A 22,148-nucleotide genomic window follows, 5' to 3' on the forward strand; every position below is an offset into this window, starting at 1 on the left:
CACCGAAAGCCAGCTGTAACACACGCCCTCGCCCGAATCGATGCGCAAACCGCCTCATCGCCCCGCGTCGGGTCCCGCGCACTATCGGTGCATGATCGCGTCTCGTAGCGATCCCCGGACCGTTCGTCTCGCCGTCGTCGCACGCTACGAATCGCCCCCGTGCCTGCCCCAACCGCTTCCGTACACTCGAAATCGCGCCATGCGGCGCTGGCGGCGTGCACCCTGCGTACGGCCGCGCCTGACGGGAGCCTTGCATGTTGTCCATCGATGGAATGGGTTTGGGGTTGAACTGGCAGCGTTTCCTGTCGCAAACGCTGGATCCCGACCTCGCCCCGAAACCGCCGCGCAATACGGACGGTACGTCCAACGACGGCCCGAACAACGGCCCGGCCAACCCGGTGAACCCGACCACCGTGCCGCCGATTTCCGTGCAGGCCGACCTCGGCACCGATCCGTCCAAGCCGACCAATGCCGAAATCGCGTCGGCCACCGCGCTGCTCCGGAACATGGCCGACCAGTATCGCGTCGCGCCGCCCGAGATCACCGTCGACAACGACACGACGCAAGCCGTCCAGCGCGTGATCCAGGACGCGCAGACCAGGTACGACGACGCGCAACACACGCTGCAAGGCGCGCAGGGCGTGCTGCGGATGACGAACCGCGACCCCGAAGCGACACCCGACGAGCGCAAGGCCGCGCGCGACAACTACACGAAGGCGCACGACGCGGCCGCCACCGCGCAACGCGAACTCGACGTCACGACCGACGCCGGCTACCGGATCCTGTACGGCGAACAGGCGAAAGCCGACCAGTACAGCGCCGACCCGAGCAACGACAAAATCGAGGGGCCCGCGCAGCAGCAGGCCGATGCGAAGCTCGCCGCGCTGCAGAAACTGTTTCCCGACCAGACCAAGGCGAATCCGAACTTCATCCCGCAGCAGGGCGATTGCAAGACGCCCGCCCAGGTCCAGGCCTACGACGACTGGCAGTCGGCGACGTCGACCGCGGTCACGGCGCAGGCGAAGTACTGGGCGGACGTCAGCAACGCGAATCTCGCCTATACGCAATTCCAGTCCTACATGGCCGACCCTGCCTACAAGGATGCGATCGATACCGGCGTCGGCAAGCTGAACGATGCGCTCGAGCCGCTGCAATTGCAGGTCGACCTGCCCGATCCGCCGCCCGCCGACGCAAACGGCAACGTCGACATGAACGCGGTGCAGGCCAATATCGCGCAGGCCGCGAAGATCGCCAATTACTCGAACGCGGCCTATGCGGCATCGCTCGACGCGCAGCAGGTCACGACGTTGCAGCAGAAATACGACGCCGACAGCGCGTGCCTGATCGGCTCGACGCCCGGCGCGACGAAAGACGACAAGGCCGCGCTCGATCGCGCGACGACGCAGGCGAACACGAGCGGCAGCTACATGCAGATGCTCGGCGCGCAGTTGACCGTCGACGACTTGCAGACCAAGTACGACACCGCGAAATCGGCATCCGACGACTGGCATACCGCGAATCCGCGCTCGCTGGACCCGCATCCGACCGTCGACGCCGACCTCGCCGCCGCGTCCGATGCGCTCGCACAGGCGAAGCAGAAGGCCAGCCTCGCGCACGACGGATTCGTCGTCGCGTACGGCCAGACGCTCGCGCAGCAGTATGACGACGCCGGCGCGCAGATCGATGCGCAGCTCAAGCCGAAGGTGCCGTTCGTGCTGCAGAACCCGACACCGACGCTGTCGACGAATCCACCGCCGTCCACGACGCCGCCGTCCCCGTCGGCGCAGCCGTCGCCGTCGCTGAGCACGTCGCTGCCGAGCCCATCGAGCACCGCGAGTTCCCCGGCGCCGTCGACGACCCAGACGCCGACACCGTCGTCGTCGTTGAGCACGTCGGCGCCGCCCGCCGCGCTATCGACGTCGCTCCCGCCCACGACGCTGTTCACGAATCCGTCGTTCGTGCTGCAGCCGCCCGGCTCGAACACGTCCGTGCCGACCACCGCGACCGGCCAGACCGCCCTCGACGCGAAAAAGCTCCATGTCGTCGCGGGCGCGCTGCGCGCGGCCGACGGCCGCCTGTCCAACACGTTCAACGACGCGGCCGCGAAATTCCAGCTGGCGAACGCGAAGACGCAGGAAGGCGTGCTGAAGGGCAAGCTCGCGGACATGCAGAAAACCTACGACGACTGGTACGCGAACCACCCGACGCCGGTGCGCATGCGCGAGGTGAACGGCGACGAGATCCCGATGCCCACGCCGCGGCGGCCGAATCCGTACCAGGATCGGCTCGACGAGGCGCGCAACAACCTGCAGCAGGCCGACGCGACCATCAACAAGCTGCAGTTGCTGACCGAGATGTCGCGTCAGCAGGTGCTGCTCGACCAGTTCGATGCGAGCCTCGCCGAGAACCTGCGCAACCCGCAGAGCCAGGACGACAAGGATGCCTATTCGAAGGCGCTCGACGGCTTCTTCCGCGCGCACCAGGGCGAGCTGTCGCAATCGCTGCTCGACCAGGCGGGCGCGAGCACGAACAAGGCCGCGACGATCGATTTCGGCAAGCTGACCGACAACGAGCAGCGCAACCTGATCGGCACCGCGATCGGCCTCCCGCCCGACGTGCAGCCGTCGGCGGACACGGGCACGCCCACCGCGCCGGTCAACGACGACTCGGTGCGCTACACCGACAACGAAAAGCTCGACACGATCAACAAGGTGCGCGGCGAAATCCTCCAGCTCGGCGGCGGCAGCGGCACGCAGGTCAACATCCTGCCGCTGATCTACTCGGACAAGACGGCCGGGATGGTAACGAGCGCGCTCTTCAAGGTCACCGACAGCAAGGGCCACGTCCAGTACGTCGACGACACGTCGGCGAATTACGACAACATCGGCGACTACCTCGACAACAACCAGCTTGCGTCGAGCGGCACGCTCGATCTCGTGACCGGCTACGACGACAACGGGCACGCGCAGTTCCAGCAGAAGAGCGCGCATCACGACGACTGGTTCGACAGCGCGCTGAACACGCTGACCGGCGGCAAGGTGAACCTCGGGATGATGGGCCTCGGGCTGCTGATGGAAGGCGCCGGCGTGCTGCTCGACGCAACCGGCGTCGGCGTGTTCGCCGGCGGCGCGCTGAACTTCGCGGGCGGGCTGATGATGGATACGGCGATCGGCTCGAGCATGACGAAATCCGCGCTCGATATCGGCTCGCGCTGGGAACACAACCAGAGCATCAATCCGTTCACCGACGCCGGCGCGCGCGGCGACTGGCTCAACCTCGTACCGATGGGCGCGGCCGGCGCGGCGAAATTCGCGGGCTCGGAAGTCTTCGCCAGGACGGTCACCGCGCTGCGCTCGGCGAGGGCCGCGCGGATCAGCACCGCGATCGTGCGCGGCACCTCGCTCGCCACCGGCCTCGGCGCCGCCGGCGAAAGCTTCGTCGAAGCCGCTGTCGACTTCGCGCACGGGGACCGCGAGCACGGCTGGGACGCGCTCAAGTCCGGCTTCACGAACGTCGCGCTGATGGGCGCGGGCGGCGTGCGGGACCGCGTGGTCAACGCGACGGTGCGCGTCACCGGCCGGCCGGTGGTCGCCCGCTCGGCAGGCGGCGAGCGCATCTCGATCGACGGACAGCAACTGCAGAAGATCCTGAGCAGGAACGAGCCGTCGCAACTCGCGTTCGGCGCGACGCGCGTGTCGCTCGACGGCGTCGACATCAAGGTCGCGAAAGACGGCACGCTGATGGCGGGCGACAAGGTGCTCACCTACGACAACATGCCCGTGCGCGTGCTCGACTCGCTCAACAACAAGGACCTGAACCACCTGCCGCGCGGGACGTCGGTGATCCTCGGCGAGAACGGCGAACTGAGCATCGTCGAGCTGACCGGCAAGACCTGGACCGAAGGCACGAAGATCGATTCGGTCACGGAGACGGGCGACCGGCTGTCGTTCGGCAGCGACGGCGAAATCAACGCGCCGTCGAAGCTCGTCGCGAAAACGCCCGTCCCGTCGCGCAACGACCCGCGGCAACCGGCAAGCAACGACACGCCGCCGGCCGACAGCGCGCCGCGCACCACGCCCGCCAACGAAGCCGCGGCGCGCGCCACCGCAGCGAACGACACGGCCGCCAGCGCACGCAACGCGCAGCACACGAGCGAAGCGCAGGCCGCGCGCGACGAGAACCAGCAGGAAACGCGCGCGTCCGATTCGCATGTCGCCGCGCAGAATCGCCGCAGCAGCGACCTGCGCGCGGTGCACGATCCGGCCGTCGCGCGGACGCCCGGCGCACCCGGCGCGGGCGCGCTCGAGGAACCGGCCAGCGTCGCGCCGCGCACGCCGGTCCGCGTGATCGACCTGACCAACGCCGAACCGGCCTCCCGGCCCGCGACGCGCGACCCGGCCGGCGTGTCGGTCCCGCGCGGCCCGTCGGTCGAGGCGCTCGACCATGGCGAGCACACGCTCTTGATCGTGCGCAACGGCGAGGACCCGGCGGCCGCCCGGCCCGACGCCGCGCGGCCGCGCGCGGCGGGCGAGCTGCCCGCCGACGTCGCGGAACCGATCGTCGTCATCGCCGATGCCGCGGACGCGCACGTCGCCCCCGAACTCGCGAACCGCTGGCAGCGGCCGGTATTCGCGGCCGCGCCGGATGCCCTGCACGCCGACGGCACGCTGCGCGCCGATGCGCCGCTGACACGCTACCTGCCCGCCCCCGACGCCGCGGCGGCCGGCGGCCGCGTCGTCGGCACGAACGCGCAGGCGGCCCACGCCGACGCGGCGGGCGTCGTCGAAGCCGATCCGCCTGCGGCGAATCCGGACGCGCCCGCCGCGCGCCGCGCGCCACGCCCCGTGAACGACGACACCGTCGTCGTGCTCGCGTCGACCCGGCGCAACGTCGCCGACCCCGACACGCATGCCGCCGTGCCGCAGCCGCCCGCGCGCGCGGCGCGTGCACTGGACGGCGCATTCAGCGCGCCCAACCGCATCCTCGTGCTCGTCAAGCCGGCCGAACGCGCCCCCACGCAAGCGGCGAACGATGCACGCGAGGCAGCCGCGCCCAAGCCGGCCCGGGACGCACGAACCCAGGACCACGCGCTCCCGGCCGCCGCCCACCCGGACACCACCGAAGCGCCGGCGGACCCGTCGCTTGCCGGCCCGGGCCTGTTCACGCGGCTGCAGATGCGGTTCGGCGGCGCGCCGCTGCCGGACGCGGTCCACGCGCTCGCGCAGCAATCGGACACGCTCACGCAGCAGTTGCGGATGCTGAGCGACGCCGGCTGGCGCGTGAGCCTCGGCAAGCGCGGCGGCGGCAGCCGGATCGATCCGAAGCGGCGCCGCGTGACGATCGACGGCGCGCTGCACGATTCGGGCAGCATCACCTATACGCTCGCGCACGAGGCGAAGCACGCGGTCGAGGCGATCGACGGCACACTGGATTCGCTCGACTACAGCGGCCGCAGCCGCTTCACGCGCAAGGCGCTCGAAGCCGAAGCGCGCGCCCAGATCAACGCGTTCGAAGCGCGCTACGAGATCGATCTCGCGGGCGGCGGCGACATCGCGGCGAACACGACGCTGCCCGATGCGCTGCAGCACGAGGCCGACCGCTGGTCGCCATCGAGCGACTATGCGGGCACGGTCGAGCGGCTCGCCGACGCGTTCGCCGATGCGCCGGTGTCGGGCCGCCGCGGCGAGACGTACCAGGCGTTTTACGACGGCATCTGGGACAAGCAGAAGCGCCACGGCGGCGCCCCGCGCCGGATGCCGGCGCCGCACACGACCGAAGGGACCGGTGGCGCGCACCTGCCGCGCACGCTCGAGGAACAGGTGCGGTGGAGCGTCGCGCATGCGGAAACGATCTCGCCGTTCGCCGAACGCGGGCGTCACGAGCCGCGGCAGATGACGCTGCGGATGCTGGACGAACGCACGTCGTCGGGAACCGAGGAACCGGTGACGATCATTCGCGGCCGAACCGACGCCACGGGCCAACTGCTCGACGCACACGGCCGCCCCGCGCAGCACGTGCCGTTTTCGATCGCGCACTTCCTCGCCGGCACGTCGACGAGCGCCGGCACCGGCCGCGCGCTGGTCCTCGCGGCCGACGACGGACACGCGGCCGCGGCATGGCTCACGAACACCTGGCAACGGCCGGTCTACGTGCCGGACGGCGGCACGATCCGCGCGTTCGACGCGGCCATGCGCAACCCGGGGAGCCAGCGGCCCGAGGCGCGGTTCGACCACGCCCCTACGTGGACCCGCTATGCGCCGTCGCCGCGCGAGCGGATCGACTACGGCGAACTGGCCGTCGACGCGCACGGCCTCTACGTCGCGGGCGATCCGTCACGGCGACTGGACCCGCAAGCGCTGATCGGCCCGTTCCTCGGCGCCGGCATCGAAAAGAGCGTGTTCGAACTCGGCAAGCGCAACGCGATCGGCCTGTACGACGTCGATCCATCGAGGCCGCGCGACGGCCAGCTCGCGAATCATTACGACGCGCTCGACACCGAATGCACCGGGCTCGACCTGCTGCGCCGCTACGGCATGCGCACGCTGACCATCGACGGCCCGTTCTCGGTCGGCAACCGGATCGGGATCCTCTACCATCCGCTCGCCGAACTCAGCAGCCGTGCCATCTCGCTCGGCGCGTTGCCGTCACGTATCACGCACGACTCGATGCAACAGCTTGCCGCGATGCGCGAAATCGTCGAGCGCGATGGCCTGGTGTTCGATTTTCAGGGGGTGGTCGACGCGCGCGGCGAGTTCTACTTCAGCGACCCGGCCACGATATTCCGCACCGATGACCGCGAGGAAATCGACGCCACGCTCGAGGAAATCGACACCGTGATCGCGCCGCTCGAACGCGGCATCCGCACCGGCAGCATCGCGCTCGCGCATCCGGCGATCAGCGAATCGCTGCCGGACGGCGCGTTCGTCCAGAAGCCGTCGCGCTTCACGCGGATCCGGATGTGGTTCGGCGGCGCGCCGCTGCCCGACGCCGCCTATGCGCTCGCCGGCCAATCGAGCCTGCTTGCCGACCAGTTGCGCCTGCTGAAATCGGATGGCTGGCAGGTCGTGTGGGGCCGCGCGGGACGCGGCAGCCGCACCGACGTCGAGCAGCGCCGGATCGTGGTCGACGGTGGCCTGCGCGGCACCGGCACGCTCGTCTACACGCTCGCGCACGAAGCCGGCCACGCGGCCGACGTGTCGAACGACCGGCTCGGCGTCGATACCAGCAGCCCGGAAGCGTACGTGCAAAGCACGCTGCTCGCCGAAGCGCGCGCGCAGGCCAACGCGTTCGCGGTGCGCAAGCAGATCCTCGAATCGACCGGCGTCGACATCGCCGAGCACGCGGTGCTGCCCGATGCGATCGCGCGCGAAGCCGATCACGTGATGCCGGGCGACGACGCCGGCCTCGCGCGCCTCGCCGACGCATTCGGCAATGCCCCCGTATCCGGCCGCGACGGCGAACACTACCGTGCGTTCTACGGCAGCACATGGGACCGCCAGCAGCAGCCGGGCAACGCAGCGCTGCGCATGCCCGCGCCGCACACGGCCGAATCGTCCGGCGGCAGCGGCGGCGCACGGCTGCCGCGCACGCTCGACGAACAGGCGCAGTGGAGCCACGCGCACGCGGACCGTGCATCGCCGTTTCCGCGCCGCTGGTTCGGCGGAGGCTCGCCGACACTGTCCTTCTCGCGCCACGGTCCGGTGTCCTATGCGAACGGCGAACCGCTGACGCTCGTCCATGCGCGAACCGACGCAGCCGGCGGCCTGCTGGACGCACGTGGCAACCCCGCCACGCCGGTCGACTATTCGATCGACCATCGCCATGCGTTCACGCCCGCCCGGGCCGGCGCCCCCATCGTGCTCGCGGGCGAAGGCGGGGCCGCACACGCCGCGTGGCTCGCGAACCTGTGGCAACGCACGATCTACGTGCCCGACAGCGGCACGGTCCGCACGCTCGGCGAACCGCGCGGCGACGGCACGCAGCGCATGCAGTTCGGCGGCCCGCGCGCATGGACGCGCTACACGCCGTCGCCGCGCGAACGGATCGACGCGGGCGCGCTCGCCGTCGACGAACACGGGCTGCACGTCGCCGGCGATCCGTCGCGGCGCGTCGATCCCGATGCGCTGCTCGGTCCGTTCCTCGGCGCGGGCACCGCGAAGGCGGTATTCGAACTCGGCAAGCGCAACGCGATCGGCGTGTTCGACGCCAGCGGCGACAAGGCCCGCACGATGCTCGCCCACGAAAAGCGCGGGCTCGAGCAGTTGACGCAGCTCGGCATGCGCACGGTCACGGTCGACGGGCCGTTCACGTACCACGGGCGCGTCGCGGTGCTGTACAGCCCGCTGGCCGAACTCGGCAGCCTCGACGTGATGCACGGCATCCTGCCGAAGCGCGTGACGCGCGAATCGATGCGCCAGCTCGCCGCGATGCGCGAGCTGGCCGCGCGGCACGGCCTGTCGTTCGATTTCGAGGGCCTGTTCGATGCGAACGGCGAGTTCCACTTCAGCGACCCGTCCGTCCTGATCCCGCATCCGGACCCGGCAACCAACCGCACGCCCGGGATGATCGACGCCGTCATCCAGCCGCTCGAACGCGGCATCGCCAGCGGCCACGTCGAACTCGCGCACCCGCTGATCAGCGAATCGCTGCCGGACGGCGCGTTCGTGCAGAAACCGTCGCGCTTCACGCGGATCCGGACGTGGTTCGGCGGCGCGCCGCTACCCGACGCCGCGTACGCGCTGGCCGACCAGTCGAGCCTGCTCGCCGCGCAACTGCGGCTGCTGAACCCCGGCCGCTGGGAGATCGTGCAGGGCCGCGCGGGCGCCGGCAGCAAGGTCGATGCCGAACAGCGCCGGATCGTGATCGACGGCGGCCTGCGCAACGCCGGCACGATCGTCTACGTGCTCGCCCACGAGGTCGGTCATGCGGTCGACGTGGCAACGAACCGGCTCGACCTCGACACCAGCAGCCCCGACGCGTACGCGGAAAGCGCGCTGCGCGCCGAGGCGCGCGCGCAGGCCAACGCGTTCGCGGTGCGCAAGCAGATCCTCGAATCGACCGGCATCGACATCGCCGCGCACGCGGTACTGCCCGACGCGATCGCGCGCGAAGCCGACCATGTGATGCCGGGCGACGCGGCCGGCCTCGCGCGCCTCGCCGACGCGTTCGGCAACGTGCAGACGTCGCTGCCCGGCAACCCCGTCTATCGGGCGCTGTACCGCACGCAGGCCGATCAGGCGCGGCGCGACGGCGAGGCCGGGCGAGCCGGCGCCATGCCGCGGACGATGCCGTCGATGATGATGTGGCCGATGGACCCGTCGTCGTTCCTGCCGGCCGCCCCCGTGCTTGCGCCCGAGGCCCGCGCGGCCGACTGGCTCGACGCGCACGGCAAGCGCGATCTGAAGCGCATCGACGGCACGCAACTGGCCGACATCCGCGACCTCGCGCAATACGCGGGCCCCAACGCCCACGTGCTGATCGCGAAGCACGCCGACCGGCCGGCGGACGACGGCACGCATCCGCAACCCGAATTCGTCGCGAGCCTGACGACCGATGCGCACGGCCAGCCCGGTCAGGTCGAATCGACCGATCCGGGCGGCGCGCCGTCGCACGACTTGCGCGACGCGCTCTATCCGGGCACGCGTCCGCGCAAGCGCAGCGGCAGCGCGACGCCGCATGAAGCGCGTGCGCAATTCGACTTCTACCTGTCGCCGGTGTCGCTCGACGAGCTGCGGCAATTCGGCGGCGCGGCGAAGGTCGAAGCCGTCGACTCGAAACGCGTATGGAATGCCGAGCCTTCCGGCGACGCGCCTGCGCAGGAGGTCGTCGAGCAGATCGGCAAACTCGCCGGCGCGCCGCAATTCAAGCGGCCCAAGGCGGCCGCGAAGGTCGCCGACGACAGCACGACGATCTTCGCGGTCGACCGGAAAACCGGCAAGGTGCTCGGCTACGCCGTGCCCAAGCAAGGCGGCAGCGGCTGGGCGTATCACGAGAAAACCTCGGTCGGCGATGCATCGATCGCCGAACAGGATCTCGGCGCCGCATTCCGCCGCCGCGCCCGCGGCCTGCCCGACGGACGGCGCGGCGTCGTGTTCGTCCCGTCGTCGCTGCCGGAATCGGCGGTGTCCCGCTATGGCGGCTTCGCGCCGGCCGAGCGGGCGTTGCCGATCGCCGAGCAAAAGCCGCCGTCGATGAAAACGAGCGACCGCGTGCAGCGCCGGCTCGGCAAGCTTCAGTCGAGAGGCAAGCCGCCGGCCGGCGCGACGTCGCTCGCCAACCCGTGGGTCGCGCCGAACCTGCTGCCGAAATCGGCCGACGACGTGCACGATTTCAACGGCGCGAACACGCTGCACCTGCGGCGCGTGATCGATCTCGGCCAGGTCGGCCCGGAATACTTCATCTACGTCTACGGCACGGAAGGCGCGCTGATCGACACGCTGCATCAGCCTGACGGCCTCCTCGCGACCCGCGACGGCACGTTGCAATGGTTCGACGATGCCGCGCATTTCGCCGACGAGCGCAAGCCCGGCGTCGATCTCGACAGGACCAAGATCGGCGGCGGTCCGGACGGCTCGGACCGGCACTTTCTCGTGACGCGGCTCGACCCGGCGGAATTCGATGCGCGCACGAAGCCGACGCAGGTCGCGGCCTATGCGCTGAAACAAGCGGAACTCGACAAGCAGTTGCAGAAGGCCGCCGCGGAATCGTCCGCGCCGTTCGGCGAACTGCGGCGCCGCATCGCGGCCGAACTGGCGGCCGCGAAGCACCAGCAGGCCACACTTGCCGGCGATCCCGCGTCCGGCACGGCGTCCGCCAATCCGCCCGCGAAACCGAACAAGGCTGCGCGCGGCAAGGGCAAGAAAGGCAGCCGGAACGCGCCGGCGGCGCCCGCACCGGCCGCGTCGCCGGCGCCGCACGCCGCGCCGGCCGGCAAGCCGTTCAGCATCAAGACCTATCAGCCGGGCCTGACGAGCGCGACGGTCGCCGAATGGATCCTCCGCTTCGGCAAGGCGAAGCTCGACGACTGGTTCCCGGAGCACGAGCGCGTGAAGGCGTTCGCGGGCCGCACCGGCGAGCCGCTCGACCTCGGCGCGACACGCCAGGTCATGATGGCCGACAGCGTGATGATGAAGGCGCTCGGCATCCCGTTGCGGCTCGCGCGCGATGTGTCGAGCATGCCGTGGCGCGGCCCGCTGTCGCGACCCGACCATGCGGCGAACCTGGTGTCGCGCCATGCGAAGCGCGCGATCACCTATCTGTCGATCGCACGCGCCGCGGACCGGCACGCGTTGCAGGCCTATGCCCGCGCGAAGGCCGAGCTCCAGGATCGCCTCGCGCTGATGGCGCGCGGCTTCACGTTGCGCGACGACCCCGCCGAAATGCTCGCGCTCGTGAAGCGCTATGGCGGGGCGATGCCGGCCGTATCGGTCGCGGTCGATCCGTATTCGCTGGCCGCCGCGCTCGGCCGGAAACACGACCCCGCGTTCATCCGCCGCGTGCGCGAACTCGGCAAGCTCGACAACGCGCAGTTCGACGAAGCGAACGCGCGGATCGACATCGTCGGCACGGGCCGCCATCTCGAACTCGACGACCTCGACCACCTGTTCAAATGGCTCGATGCGGCGTCCGAAGGCGGCTTCGTGCTGCGCCTCGAAACCGCGCCGTCGCGCGCGCTCGTGTCGGCCGAGGACCAGCGCACGCTGGCTGGCACCAACGATGCGTACCACGACTACGTGCGCACGTTCGACGCGCTCGAAACGTGGGCGCGGCAGCACACCGGCAAAACCGCGCCGCATGTGATGGTGACGTTCCACGGCTGGGACGCCGTGCTCGAACCGGCGCCCGGCGACGGCCACCTGAAGCTCGTCGAGGCCGTGCTCGACTGCAAGGAACTCGACTGGGTTCATCTCGGGCTGTCGTATGCGACGCATGGCTCGGACTTCGTCGCGAATCAGGATCTGACCGCCGCCCTCGCCCGCACGCTCGTCGACTACAAGCTGCATGCACCCGACAAACTCGCGCGCCTGCACGGCGCCGATGCGCTCACGCGCGTGTTCGAACGGGTCGGCGCGCAAACGCTCGCGAACCAGCATCAGGTGCTGTTCGCCGAAGTCGAACGCGTCGGCCTCGCGAACAAGATGACACCCGACGAGCTCGCGCAATTGCGCGCCGACCTGTACGAAGGCCATACGACCGCGCTGATGGACCGCGCACGGCAGGCGACGATCACTTATGCGCAGGAGAACTACTGGAACAGCACCGCACCCGCCAACCGGGCCGAGCTGCGCGCACGCGATGCCGGCAAGCGCTGGCTGAACCAGTACGGCAAGCCCGCTATCGAACGCAAGATCGGTGCGCATGCGAACCCGAATGCATCGAGCACCGCGTTCTGGCGCGCGGTGGCCGCCGATCCGAAGCTCGCGATCGACGAGACCAAGCCCGTCCTCGTGAACCGCGACATCGCCGCACAGCCGAGCCACCAGCTCGGCAACCCGCAGGAAGCCGCGCTCGCGCAGCTCAATGCGCTGCGCGTCCACCGCCCGTCGTTCGGCAAGCGCGACTGGGCGTGGTCGCTGGGATTCGGCGGCACGGTGGCCGGCGCCAGCTCGCTCGTCGCGCTGAACGTGTTCAACGGCATGACCGTGATGAGTTCGGATGCGCTGACCCACGCGAACACCGCACTGTTCGTCGGCGCGCGTGCAGGCCGCGTGTTCGGCGCGATGCACCAGGGCGCGGTGCAGAGCCTGCAGAGCGGCGATCCGCGCGCGGTGCACGACGTGCTCGACCGCCTGCAGCGCTCGCTTGCGCAGCAGCTGACCGCGCCGGTACACGGCTACAACCCGGCGCGGCTCCAACAGCTCGACCTGCTGACGAACGAAACCCGCGTGAAGGCGACCCACCTGGTCGACATGCATCGCCAGGGGCTCATCGGCTTCGACGATGCGGCCGCGCAGATCAGGGAACTGTCGGTCGACCTGCTCGCGAACATGCAGGGCATGGTCGGCGGCACGTCGCTCGCGCAACTGCATCACGGCAATTCCCGCCGGCTGCTCGGCCTCGTCGGACGCGGCAGCGCGATCGTCGGCTATTCGGGGACGATCGCCGTCGGCGTGCACGGGCTGATGACCACGCCGACCGTCGCGGGCGCGCTGACGACCGCGAGCGCGGCGCTCGCCGCGACGTATTCAGGCCTCGTCTATGCGGTGAGCGCGCACCGCGTGAACGCGGACAAGCGCAGCCGCGTCGTGCGCCTGATCGACTCGACGTCGGATTTCGTCGGCGTCGCGAGCGGCGTCGCGGGCTCGATCGCGCAATACGACAAAGGTCACTACGGGCTCGCGGCAACGGCCGCGACGTCGACGTTGATGCTGCTCGGCGCGCGCCTGAACACGCATTTCCCGAACGCGACGCGCTGGGTCAGGAAATATCCGACCGCGCTGATCCTCGTGCCGATCGGAATCTGGGGCTTCACGCAATTGCAGAACCTGTTCTTCGGCCCGCCGTCGGGCGGCTCGGGCTCGTCGCCGCACAAGCCGCAGTCGACGCCGGCATCGCCATCACACCAGCCGTCGCAACCGACCGCCGGCGCGCCGACGGCCGGCCTCGCGCCGGGCACTACCGCAACGCAACCACCCGGGACCGGCACGACGGGCACTACGGCGCCCGCTCAGCCCGCCGCGCCGCCGTCGTCGGCCGCGCAGCCGACCATCGTCGTGGCCGGCGATTCGCTGTGGGTGATCGCCGACGCGCATCGCCAGTCGCTGCTCGACGCCGCGCACGTGTCGCAGCACGACCGCAACGCGATGACGCGCGACCAGCAGGATGCGCGCGCGCTGAACGAGATCCTGCAGCTGAATCCGGGCCTGGCGTCGGCGCCGAACGTGCTGCATGTCGGGCAGTCGATCAACGTCGGCTGACGCGCAGTCGCCCGTGCGCGCTCAGCCGGCCCACGCGGACGAGCGGATCACGCTGCAGAAGTTGCCCGCACGGAAATGCGGATCCTTGTCCGCGAGCACGTCGGCCTTCACGTTGCCGAACGTCGTGCCGGGCTTGTGCTTGATGCCGTCGTAGAACGCCTGAATGATGTCCTCCTTGAAATGCGGCGTGCGCGGATGCGCGCGCACGACCGCTTCCCGCTCGGTATCGCTGTATTCCGGGTAAGTGAGGCCCAGTACGTCCATCTCGACGCCCGCCGTGACCAGCGCGACGACCGGATGCATGTGCTGCGGGATGCCGGGCGTGGTGTGCAGCGCGATCGAGGTCCACACGACATCGATGTCCTGTTGAGAAATCCCGTTGCCCTTCAGGAAATCGCGCGCGGCGTTCGCGCCGTCCACTTCGAAGCGCTCGCATGCACTGCTGTGCCGGTGCGTGAGTCCCATGTCATGAAACATGCAGCCGCAATAGAGCAGCTCGGGGTCGTACTCGAGCCCGCGCCGCCGGCCCGCCAGCGCCGCGAAATAGAACACGCGGCTCGAGTGGTGGAACAGCAGCTCGGATTCGGTATCGCGCACGAGCTCGGTGATCTCGCGCGTCAAACGCGTATCGGGAAGGGTGATGCCGGCGACGCTCACAGTCATGATCGACCTCCATGGAAGACACCTTCGATTTTCCGGAGTCCGACAGGTGTCTCCAATGGACGTATCACGCCGAATCCTGCCATTTCGCGCGACGAACGGACATGGTGCCTGCGCGGCGAAGAAAGCGCTCCTATACTGCTGCGCATCACGTTCGATACGACACGCAATCGATCATGCCGAAGGTCGTGGGTATTTTCGCCGTTCCGGGCGTTCAACTGCTCGACGTCTCCGCGCCGCTCGACGTGTTCGCGCAAGCGAACGCCGAGTGCGGCAAGCCGTTCTACACGTTGCGGATCATCGCGAGCGGGCCCGGGCCGATCCGCAGTGCGTCCGGCGCACGGCTGCTGCCCGACTGGATCGCGCCCGACATTCCGGAGCGCGTCGACACGCTGCTGGTCGCCGGCGCGCCGCACACCGGCCAGATCGTGCTGCGCACCGACGTCCTCGCGTGGCTGCGCTCGGCGGCCGTGCAAAGCAGGCGCTACGGCTCGATCTGCACCGGCGCGTTCATCCTCGCGGCCACCGGCCTGCTGAAAGGGCGCCACCTGACCACGCACTGGGCCGCCGCCGATGCATTCGCGCAGGCGTATCCGTCCGTCACCGTCGACGCCGACGCGCTGTACGTGCGCGACGGCAAGCTGCGCACCGGCGCCGGCGTCACGGCCGGGCTCGATCTCGCGCTCGCGCTGGTCGAGGAGGATCTGGGCCGCGAGATCGCGCGGCGCGTCGCCGCGCAGCTGGTGATGTTCTTCAAGCGCCCGGGCGGGCAGCTCCAGTTCAGCCGCACGGGCGAGGCGCGCCCCGCCGGGCGTTCGGTCCTGCAGGAAGTCCAGCGCTGGATCGCCGCCCATCCGGAACTCGAGCATTCGGTGGCCGGGATGGCGAAGCATGCGGGCATGAGCCCGCGCCATTTCGCGCGACTGTTCCGCGCGGAAGTCGGCATGACGCCGGCCGCATGGGTCGAGGCGACCCGCATCTCGGCCGCCCGTCGGTTACTCGAGAACGGCCACGACACGCCGAAGCAAGTCGCCGCGAAATGCGGTTTCGCAAACGTCGATACGCTCAGGCGAGCGTTCACCCGGCATGTCGGCATCACGCCGGCCGAATACCGGAAACGGCAGGCGACCCTCGCTGCGTGATGCGGAGCGCGCGACGCTGACGGCCTCGGCAAAATAATTCGGAATGCGATTCACCCGTTCATTCCGTTACTGCGCCCATCGACCCTATCGCGCTCCGCAGGCCAAGCCGCGCCTCGCCGACATGCCCTCAATCGTCAGACGAAATCGCATGCCGCGCGAATCGTTTACCCAGTTGCAATAATGATTCGCTGCAACACGTATTTCCGACCGGTAACGCGATCGTTACGATGCAATCAACCGCTGAACGCCACGAGCGAAGCGCGAAATCAACAGAACCGGAGGTCACCATGAAGTCGTTCATCACTGCTGTCGTCGCCGCAACTGCCCTGTCCGCATCGTACGGCGCATTCGCCCAATCGAACCCGTCGGGCCAGCTGACGCGGGCCCAGGTGCGTGCGGAACTCGTCCAGCTCGAACAGGCCGGCTACAAGCCCGAAGTGTCCGATCAGTATTACCCGCGGGCGCTGCAGACCGCCCAGGCTCGCGTGACGAACGCCGATGAAACCGGCTACGGCGCGCAAGCAGCCGCCGGTGCACGCGCCGGCCGCGCGATCGCGGTCAAGCAGGAAGGCCGCGACTCGATCTATTTCGGCCAGTAAGCCGGATACGCGCCGGCGCATTCCGGCGTATTCCCGACGTATTTCGATACGCACGTCGTACGCGCCACACCCCGCTCCCGTTCATCGGGGCGGGGTGTTTGCTTTTCGGTCTCCGCTCCCGCCGCCGGTCATGCGCCGCGCTGCGCCGTTCACGCAAGCGTCCGGTGTTTGCGCATAGAATGGCCGCGTGGTCGGCGTCGGCCAGAACGCATGCGAGCGGTATCACGACGCCCGCTGGCCGGCCCGATGTCGCACTCGGCGCATTTTTCGAAAAGGAGCGGTTTCATGTCTCAAACATCCGGTTCCATGATCACGTTTCGCCGTCCGGACGGCCAGGAACTGCAGGGCTATCTCGCCACGCCGGCACAAACCGAAGGCGCGCCCGCGGTCGTCGTCATCCAGGAATGGTGGGGGCTGAACGACCAGATCCGCGGCGTCGCGGATCGCCTCGCGCGCTGCGGCTACTTCGCGCTCGTGCCCGACCTGTATCGCGGCAAGTCGACGGTCGAGGAAGAAGAAGCGCACCACCTGATGACCGGCCTCGATTTCGGCGACGCCGCGTCGCAGGACATTCCCGGCGCGGTCGCGCACCTGAAGACGCTGGCGCCGCGTGTCGCGGTGACGGGCTTCTGCATGGGCGGCGCCCTGACGCTGCTGTCGCTGCAGTACGCCGACGCGGACGCCGGCGTCATGTGGTACGGCCTTCCGCCGCTCGACTACATCGATCCGGCCAAGCTGAAGGTGCCGCTGATGGGTCACTGGGGGACGCAGGATGCGTTCTTTACGATCGACCAGGTCGACGCACTGGAAAAGAAGCTGACCGACGCGAAGGTCGGTTTCGAATTCCATCGCTATCTCGCGCACCATGCGTTCGCGAACGAAACGGCGGTCGGTCCCGGCCGCATCGCCGGCACGCAGTTCGATCCGGTGTGGTCGGAAATGGCGTGGGATCGCACGCTCACGTTCTTCGGCCGGACGCTGTGGACCAAGCAGGCGTAACGTAACGCTGCTCACCGCACGCACGACGGTATGAAGGAAAACGCCACGGACTTGCGTCCGTGGCGTTTTCGTTTTCACAACCGGTCGGGTCGGCGGACAGACTTGGCCTGGAAGCTCCCGCCGTGCCGTCGCACCTATCCGTTCGTCGCCGTCTGGTAGTCGACCGGCGCATCCGGCGCGCGCGGCGTCTCGCCGGCGCGCTGGATCCACCCGCCGCCCAGTGCGCGGTACAGGTCGACCAGGTTCGTCCAGCGTGCCAGACGTGCGCTGATCAGCGACTGCTGCGCCGCGTACAGATCCGTCTGCGCGGTCAGCACCGACAGATAGCTGTCGACACCGTTCTTGTAGCGCAGGTCCGACAGATCGAAGCGTCGCTGTTGCGCGTGCTCGTTGCGCTCGAGCGCCGCGATCTGCTGGTCGTACGTGCCGCGTGCGGCCAGACCATCCGACACTTCGCGGAACGCCGACTGGATCGCCTTCTCGTAGTTCGCGATCTCGATGCGCTTCTGCACGTTCGCGAGATCGAGGTTCGCGATGTTCTGCCCGCCTTCGAAGATCGGCAGCGCGATGCTCGGCGCGAACGACCACGCCGCCGTGCCGGCCTTGAACAGGCCGCCCAGCGTCGGGCTCGCGGTGCCGAACGCGCCCGTCAGCGAAATCTTCGGGAAGAACGCCGCGCGCGCCGCGCCGATATTGGCGTTCGCGGCCAGCAGCGTCTGCTCGGCCTGCATCACGTCAGGACGACGCGTCAGCAGGTCCGACGGCAACCCGGCCGGCACGTCCGTCAGCAGGTTCTGCGCATCGAGCGGCATGCCCGCCGGCAGATCGTCCGGCAGCGGCTCGCCGATCAGCAGCACCAGCGCGTTCAGCGCCTGCGCGCGAGCTCGCGCCTGCGCCTGCTGGTTCGCGAGCGCCGTCTCGACCACCGTCTGCGCCTGACGCAGCTCGAGCTCGGAGCCCGTGCCGTTGTCGAACTGCAGCTTGGTCAGGTCGTACGATGCCTGCGCGGTCTTCAGCGTGTCCTCCGTGACCTTCAGCAGGTCATCGGTCGACAGCAGCGTCAGATATTGATCCGCGACCTGCGACACCAGCGAGATCTCGGACGCCTGCCGCGCGTACGACGTCGACAGGTATTGCGCGAGCGCCTGATCCTTCAGGCTCTGCACGCGGCCGAACAGGTCGAGTTCCCATGACGCGGACAGCCCGACGTTGTAGGTGCGCGAGATCAACGGCGCCCTTGTCGTCGACACACCGGCCGGCAGGCGCTGGATGTTGCCCGTACCCGTACCGTCGAGCGTCGGGAACAGCCCCGCACGCGTGATCTGGTACTGCGCGCGCGCGGCCTCGATATTGAGCACCGACACGCGCAGGTCGCGGTTGTTTTTCAGCGCGATCTCGATCAGCCGCTGCAGGCGCGGATCGACGAAGAATTCGCGCCAGCCGATGGCAGTCGCCGCCTGGCCATTCGCGCTGCGCGCGCCGGCCGCGCCCGGCTGCGTCGCGTAGACGCCGCTGGCCGGGTACGCCTGCGCGACGGGTGCGTCGGGCCGCTTGTAGTGCGGCGCCATCGTGCAGCCCGTGGCAAAGAGCGCGGCAGCCAGTGCGACCGCGGTTGCAGTCAAAGCATGTTTTTGCATCGTTACTGCCCCTTCGAATCGTGTGCGTCGTCGTGACCGCGCTGCAGGTCGCCCTGCACGAGACGCCATGCGTCGTCGACGTTTTCCGTCTCGCCGCTGAAGATCGCGCGAACCCGCACGAAGAACATCGGGATCATGAAAATGGCGAGGAACGTCGCCGTGATCATCCCGCCGATCACGCCGGTGCCGATCGCATGCTGGCTCGCCGACCCCGCGCCGTTGCTGATCGCGAGCGGCAGCACGCCCAGCATGAACGCGAGCGACGTCATCAGGATCGGGCGCAGCCGCAGGCGCGCCGCCTCGATCGCCGCGCGCACCGGCCCCATGTTCCCGCCCGCCTGCAGCTCGCGCGCGAACTCGACGATCAGGATCGCGTTCTTCGCGGACAAGCCCACGGTGGTCAGCAGGCCGACCTGGAAGAACACGTCGTTCTCGAGGCCGCGCAGCATCGTCGCGAGCAGCGCGCCGACCACGCCGAGCGGCACAACCATGATCACCGAGAACGGGATCGACCAGCTTTCATACAGCGCCGCGAGACACAGGAAGACGACGAGGATCGAGATCGCGTACAGGATCGGCGCCTGCGAGCCGGACTGGATTTCCTGGAACGACAGGCCCGTCCACGAGTAGCCGATGCCTTCCGGCAGCTTGCTCGCGAGCGCTTCCATCGCGGCCATCGCCTGGCCGGTCGATTTGCCTTCCGCGGCCTGCCCCTGGATTTCGATCGACGACACGCCGTTGTAACGCTCGAGCTTCGGCGAACCGTAGATCCAGTGGCCGGTCGAGAATGCGCTGAACGGCACCATCCCGCCCGCGCTGTTGCGCACGTACCAGATGTTCATGTCTTCCGGCGTCATCCGGAACGGCGCGTCCGACTGTACGTACACCTTCTTGATCCGGCCGTCGGTGTCGAGGAAGTTGTTCACGTACTGCGACGCCCATGCGATCGAGAACGTCTGGTCGATCGCCGCGGCCGTCACGCCGAGCGCATTCGCCTTCTCGCGGTCGATGTCGACCTTGTACTGCGGCGTATCGTTCAGGCCGTTCGGGCGCACCAGCGCGAGCGCCGGATCCTTCGCGGCCATCCCGAGCAACTGGCCGCGCGCGGCCATCAGCGCATCGTGGCCGAGACCGGCGTTGTCCGTCAGCTCGAAGTCGAAGCCGGCGGCCGTGCCGAGTTCCGGAATCGACGGCGGGTTGAACGGAATCACCATCGCGTCCTTGTACGTCGAATAGTGCGCGAAGGTCCGGCCGATCAGCGCCTGCACCTTCTGGTCCGAACGCTGGCGATGCTCGTACGGTTTCAGCTTCACGAACACGAGGCCCGCGTTCTGGCCGCGGCCCGCGAAGCTGAAGCCGTTGACCGTGAACACCGAGTCGACCACATCCTTCTCGGCGGTGGTCAGGTACGTGTTGATGTTGTCGAGCGTCTTGCCGGTCGTTTCCTGCGTGGAGCCGGACGGCGTCTGCACGATCATGAACATGTAGCCCTGATCCTCGTCGGGCAGGAACGACTTCGGCAGACGCGCGAACATCACGCCGACCGCGAGGAACACGGCGAGGTAGATCACGAGCCAGCGGCCCGAGCGCCGGATCACGTGGTTCACGCCGCTCGTGTAGCGATCGCGGCTGCGATCGAAAGTCCGGTTGAACCAGCCGAAGAAACCCTTCTTCTCTTCGTGATGCCCCTGCGGGATCGGCTTGAGGATCGTCGCGCACAGCGCCGGCGTCAGGACCAATGCGACCAGCACGGACAGCACCATCGCCGACACGATCGTCAGCGAGAACTGCCGATAGATCGCGCCGACCGAGCCGCCGGAGAACGCCACCGGCACGAACACCGCCGACAGCACGAGCGCCACGCCGACGAGTGCGCCGGTGATCTGGCTCATCGCCTTGCGAGTCGCCTCCTTCGGTGACAGCCCTTCTTCCGCCATCACGCGCTCGACGTTCTCGACCACCACGATCGCATCGTCGACCAGCAGGCCGATCGCGAGCACGAGGCCGAACATCGACAGCGTGTTGATCGAGAAACCGGCGAGGCCCATGATCGCGAACGTACCGAGCAGCACGACCGGCACCGCGATCGTCGGGATGATCGTCGCCCGCAGGTTCTGCAGGAACAGGTACATCACGAGGAACACCAGCACGATGCCCTCGATCAGCGTCTTGACCACTTCCTCGATCGACAGGCGCACGAACGGCGTCGTGTCGTACGGGTAGTGCACGACGAGACCGTGCGGGAAGTACTTCGACAGCTCGTCGATCTTGGCCCGCAGCGCGTTCGCGGTCGCCAGCGCGTTCGCGCCGGTCGCGAGCTGGATGCCGAGGCCGGCCGTCGGCTGCCCCATGTACTTCGTGTCGAACGTGTAGTTTTCCGAACCCAGCGCCGCGCGGCCGACGTCCTTCAGGCGGACCTGCGAGCCATCCTGGTTGACCTTCAGCAGGATGTTGCCGAACTGCTCGGGCGTGCGCAGCAGCGTCGATTCGGTGATCGTCGCCTGCAGCACGGTGCCCGGCTTCGCCGGCGTGCCGCCGATCTGGCCGCCCGCGATCTGCACGTTCTGCTGCGTGATCGCGGCCGTCACGTCGGTCGGCGTGAGGCTGTAGTTGGTCAGCTTGACGGGGTCGAGCCAGATCCGCATCGAGAACTGCGAACCGAGCAGCAGCGTCTGGCCGACGCCGTTCACGCGGCTCAGCGGATCGAGCACGTGCGAAGCCACGTAGTTCGTCAGGTCCTCCTTCGACATCCGGCCGTCCTCGGAGTTGAACGCGAACCACATCAGCCAGTTGCTGCTCGACTTCGTGACCTGCATGCCGAGCTGCTGCACGACCTGCGGCAGGTTCGGCGTCGCGAGCGACAGCTTGTTCTGCACCTGCACCTGTGCGACGTCCGGATTCGTGCCCGGCGAGAACGTCAGCGTGATCGTCGCGTTGCCCGAATCGTCGCTCGTCGACGACATGTACAGGAAGTTGTCGAGACCGCTCATCTGCTGCTCGATCACCTGCGTGACCGTGTCTTCCACCGTCTTCGCGGAAGCGCCCGGATAGTTCGCCTGGATCTGGATCGTCGGCGGTGCGATCGTCGGGTACTGCGCGATCGGCATCTTGAAGATCGATGCGACGCCGGCCAGCATCAGCACGATCGCGATCACCCACGCGAAGATCGGGCGATCGATAAAGAACTTGGCCATG

At 68.7% G+C, this 22,148-nt stretch carries 7 protein-coding genes; 4 read left to right on the top strand and 3 right to left on the bottom strand.

All coding sequences use genetic code 11. The annotated features are described in order from the left end of the window. The first annotated feature begins 254 nt into the window (after positions 1 to 254). On the top strand, positions 255 to 13,916 hold the full coding sequence (locus tag H0X95_RS00080) for an LWXIA domain-containing protein (protein ID WP_059721224.1): 13,662 nt from the start codon (positions 255 to 257) through the stop codon (positions 13,914 to 13,916). Positions 13,917 to 13,937: 21 nt separating this feature from the next. On the opposite strand, the gene H0X95_RS00085 is transcribed toward H0X95_RS00080, so the two are convergent. Next, the gene (locus H0X95_RS00085) at positions 13,938 to 14,579 is read right to left on the bottom strand and encodes an HD domain-containing protein (RefSeq protein ID WP_048986970.1); all 642 of its coding nucleotides are present in this window, start codon (positions 14,577 to 14,579) and stop codon (positions 13,938 to 13,940) included. Between the two features lie 173 nt (positions 14,580 to 14,752). Between H0X95_RS00085 and H0X95_RS00090 the strand changes: the two genes are divergently transcribed. The 3 genes from H0X95_RS00090 to H0X95_RS00100 all read left to right on the top strand — a co-directional run bounded on the left by H0X95_RS00090 (position 14,753) and on the right by H0X95_RS00100 (position 17,316). Continuing rightward, positions 14,753 to 15,718: a GlxA family transcriptional regulator gene (locus H0X95_RS00090; RefSeq protein ID WP_059721225.1), complete on the top strand. Its 966-nt coding sequence runs from the start codon at positions 14,753 to 14,755 to the stop codon at positions 15,716 to 15,718. A gap of 287 nt (positions 15,719 to 16,005) precedes the next feature. After that, a complete protein-coding gene (locus tag H0X95_RS00095) occupies positions 16,006 to 16,317 on the top strand; it encodes a DUF4148 domain-containing protein (RefSeq protein ID WP_006483511.1) in 312 nt (103 codons plus the stop codon). Between the two features lie 285 nt (positions 16,318 to 16,602). Next, on the top strand, positions 16,603 to 17,316 hold the full coding sequence (locus H0X95_RS00100) for a dienelactone hydrolase family protein (RefSeq protein WP_006483507.1): 714 nt from the start codon (positions 16,603 to 16,605) through the stop codon (positions 17,314 to 17,316). Positions 17,317 to 17,450: 134 nt separating this feature from the next. Here the strand turns inward: H0X95_RS00100 and H0X95_RS00105 are convergent, their stop codons facing one another. Both H0X95_RS00105 and H0X95_RS00110 read right to left on the bottom strand, forming a co-directional pair. Continuing rightward, positions 17,451 to 18,953 (bottom strand): efflux transporter outer membrane subunit, encoded by a 1,503-nt coding sequence (locus tag H0X95_RS00105; RefSeq protein WP_077213713.1) that lies wholly within the window; start codon positions 18,951 to 18,953, stop codon positions 17,451 to 17,453. A gap of 2 nt (positions 18,954 to 18,955) precedes the next feature. Beyond that, a complete protein-coding gene (locus H0X95_RS00110; protein ID WP_006497829.1) occupies positions 18,956 to 22,147 on the bottom strand; it encodes an efflux RND transporter permease subunit in 3,192 nt (1,063 codons plus the stop codon). Position 22,148 lies beyond the last annotated feature (1 nt).

The organism is Burkholderia sp. 9779_493 (genome assembly GCF_015712215.1).
GTDB classification, from domain to species: Bacteria; Pseudomonadota; Gammaproteobacteria; order Burkholderiales; family Burkholderiaceae; genus Burkholderia; species Burkholderia cenocepacia.

Bases quoted from the DNA above. Each gene is read 5' to 3' on its own strand.
- H0X95_RS00105 (WP_077213713.1), bottom strand. From the start codon at position 18,953: ATGCAAAAACATGCTTTGACTGCAACCGCGGTCGCACTGGCTGCCGCG.
- H0X95_RS00085 (WP_048986970.1), bottom strand. From the start codon at position 14,579: ATGACTGTGAGCGTCGCCGGCATCACCCTTCCCGATACGCGTTTGACG.
- H0X95_RS00090 (WP_059721225.1), top strand. From the start codon at position 14,753: ATGCCGAAGGTCGTGGGTATTTTCGCCGTTCCGGGCGTTCAACTGCTC.
- H0X95_RS00110 (WP_006497829.1), bottom strand. From the start codon at position 22,147: ATGGCCAAGTTCTTTATCGATCGCCCGATCTTCGCGTGGGTGATCGCG.
- H0X95_RS00080 (WP_059721224.1), top strand. From the start codon at position 255: ATGTTGTCCATCGATGGAATGGGTTTGGGGTTGAACTGGCAGCGTTTC.
- H0X95_RS00095 (WP_006483511.1), top strand. From the start codon at position 16,006: ATGAAGTCGTTCATCACTGCTGTCGTCGCCGCAACTGCCCTGTCCGCA.
- H0X95_RS00100 (WP_006483507.1), top strand. From the start codon at position 16,603: ATGTCTCAAACATCCGGTTCCATGATCACGTTTCGCCGTCCGGACGGC.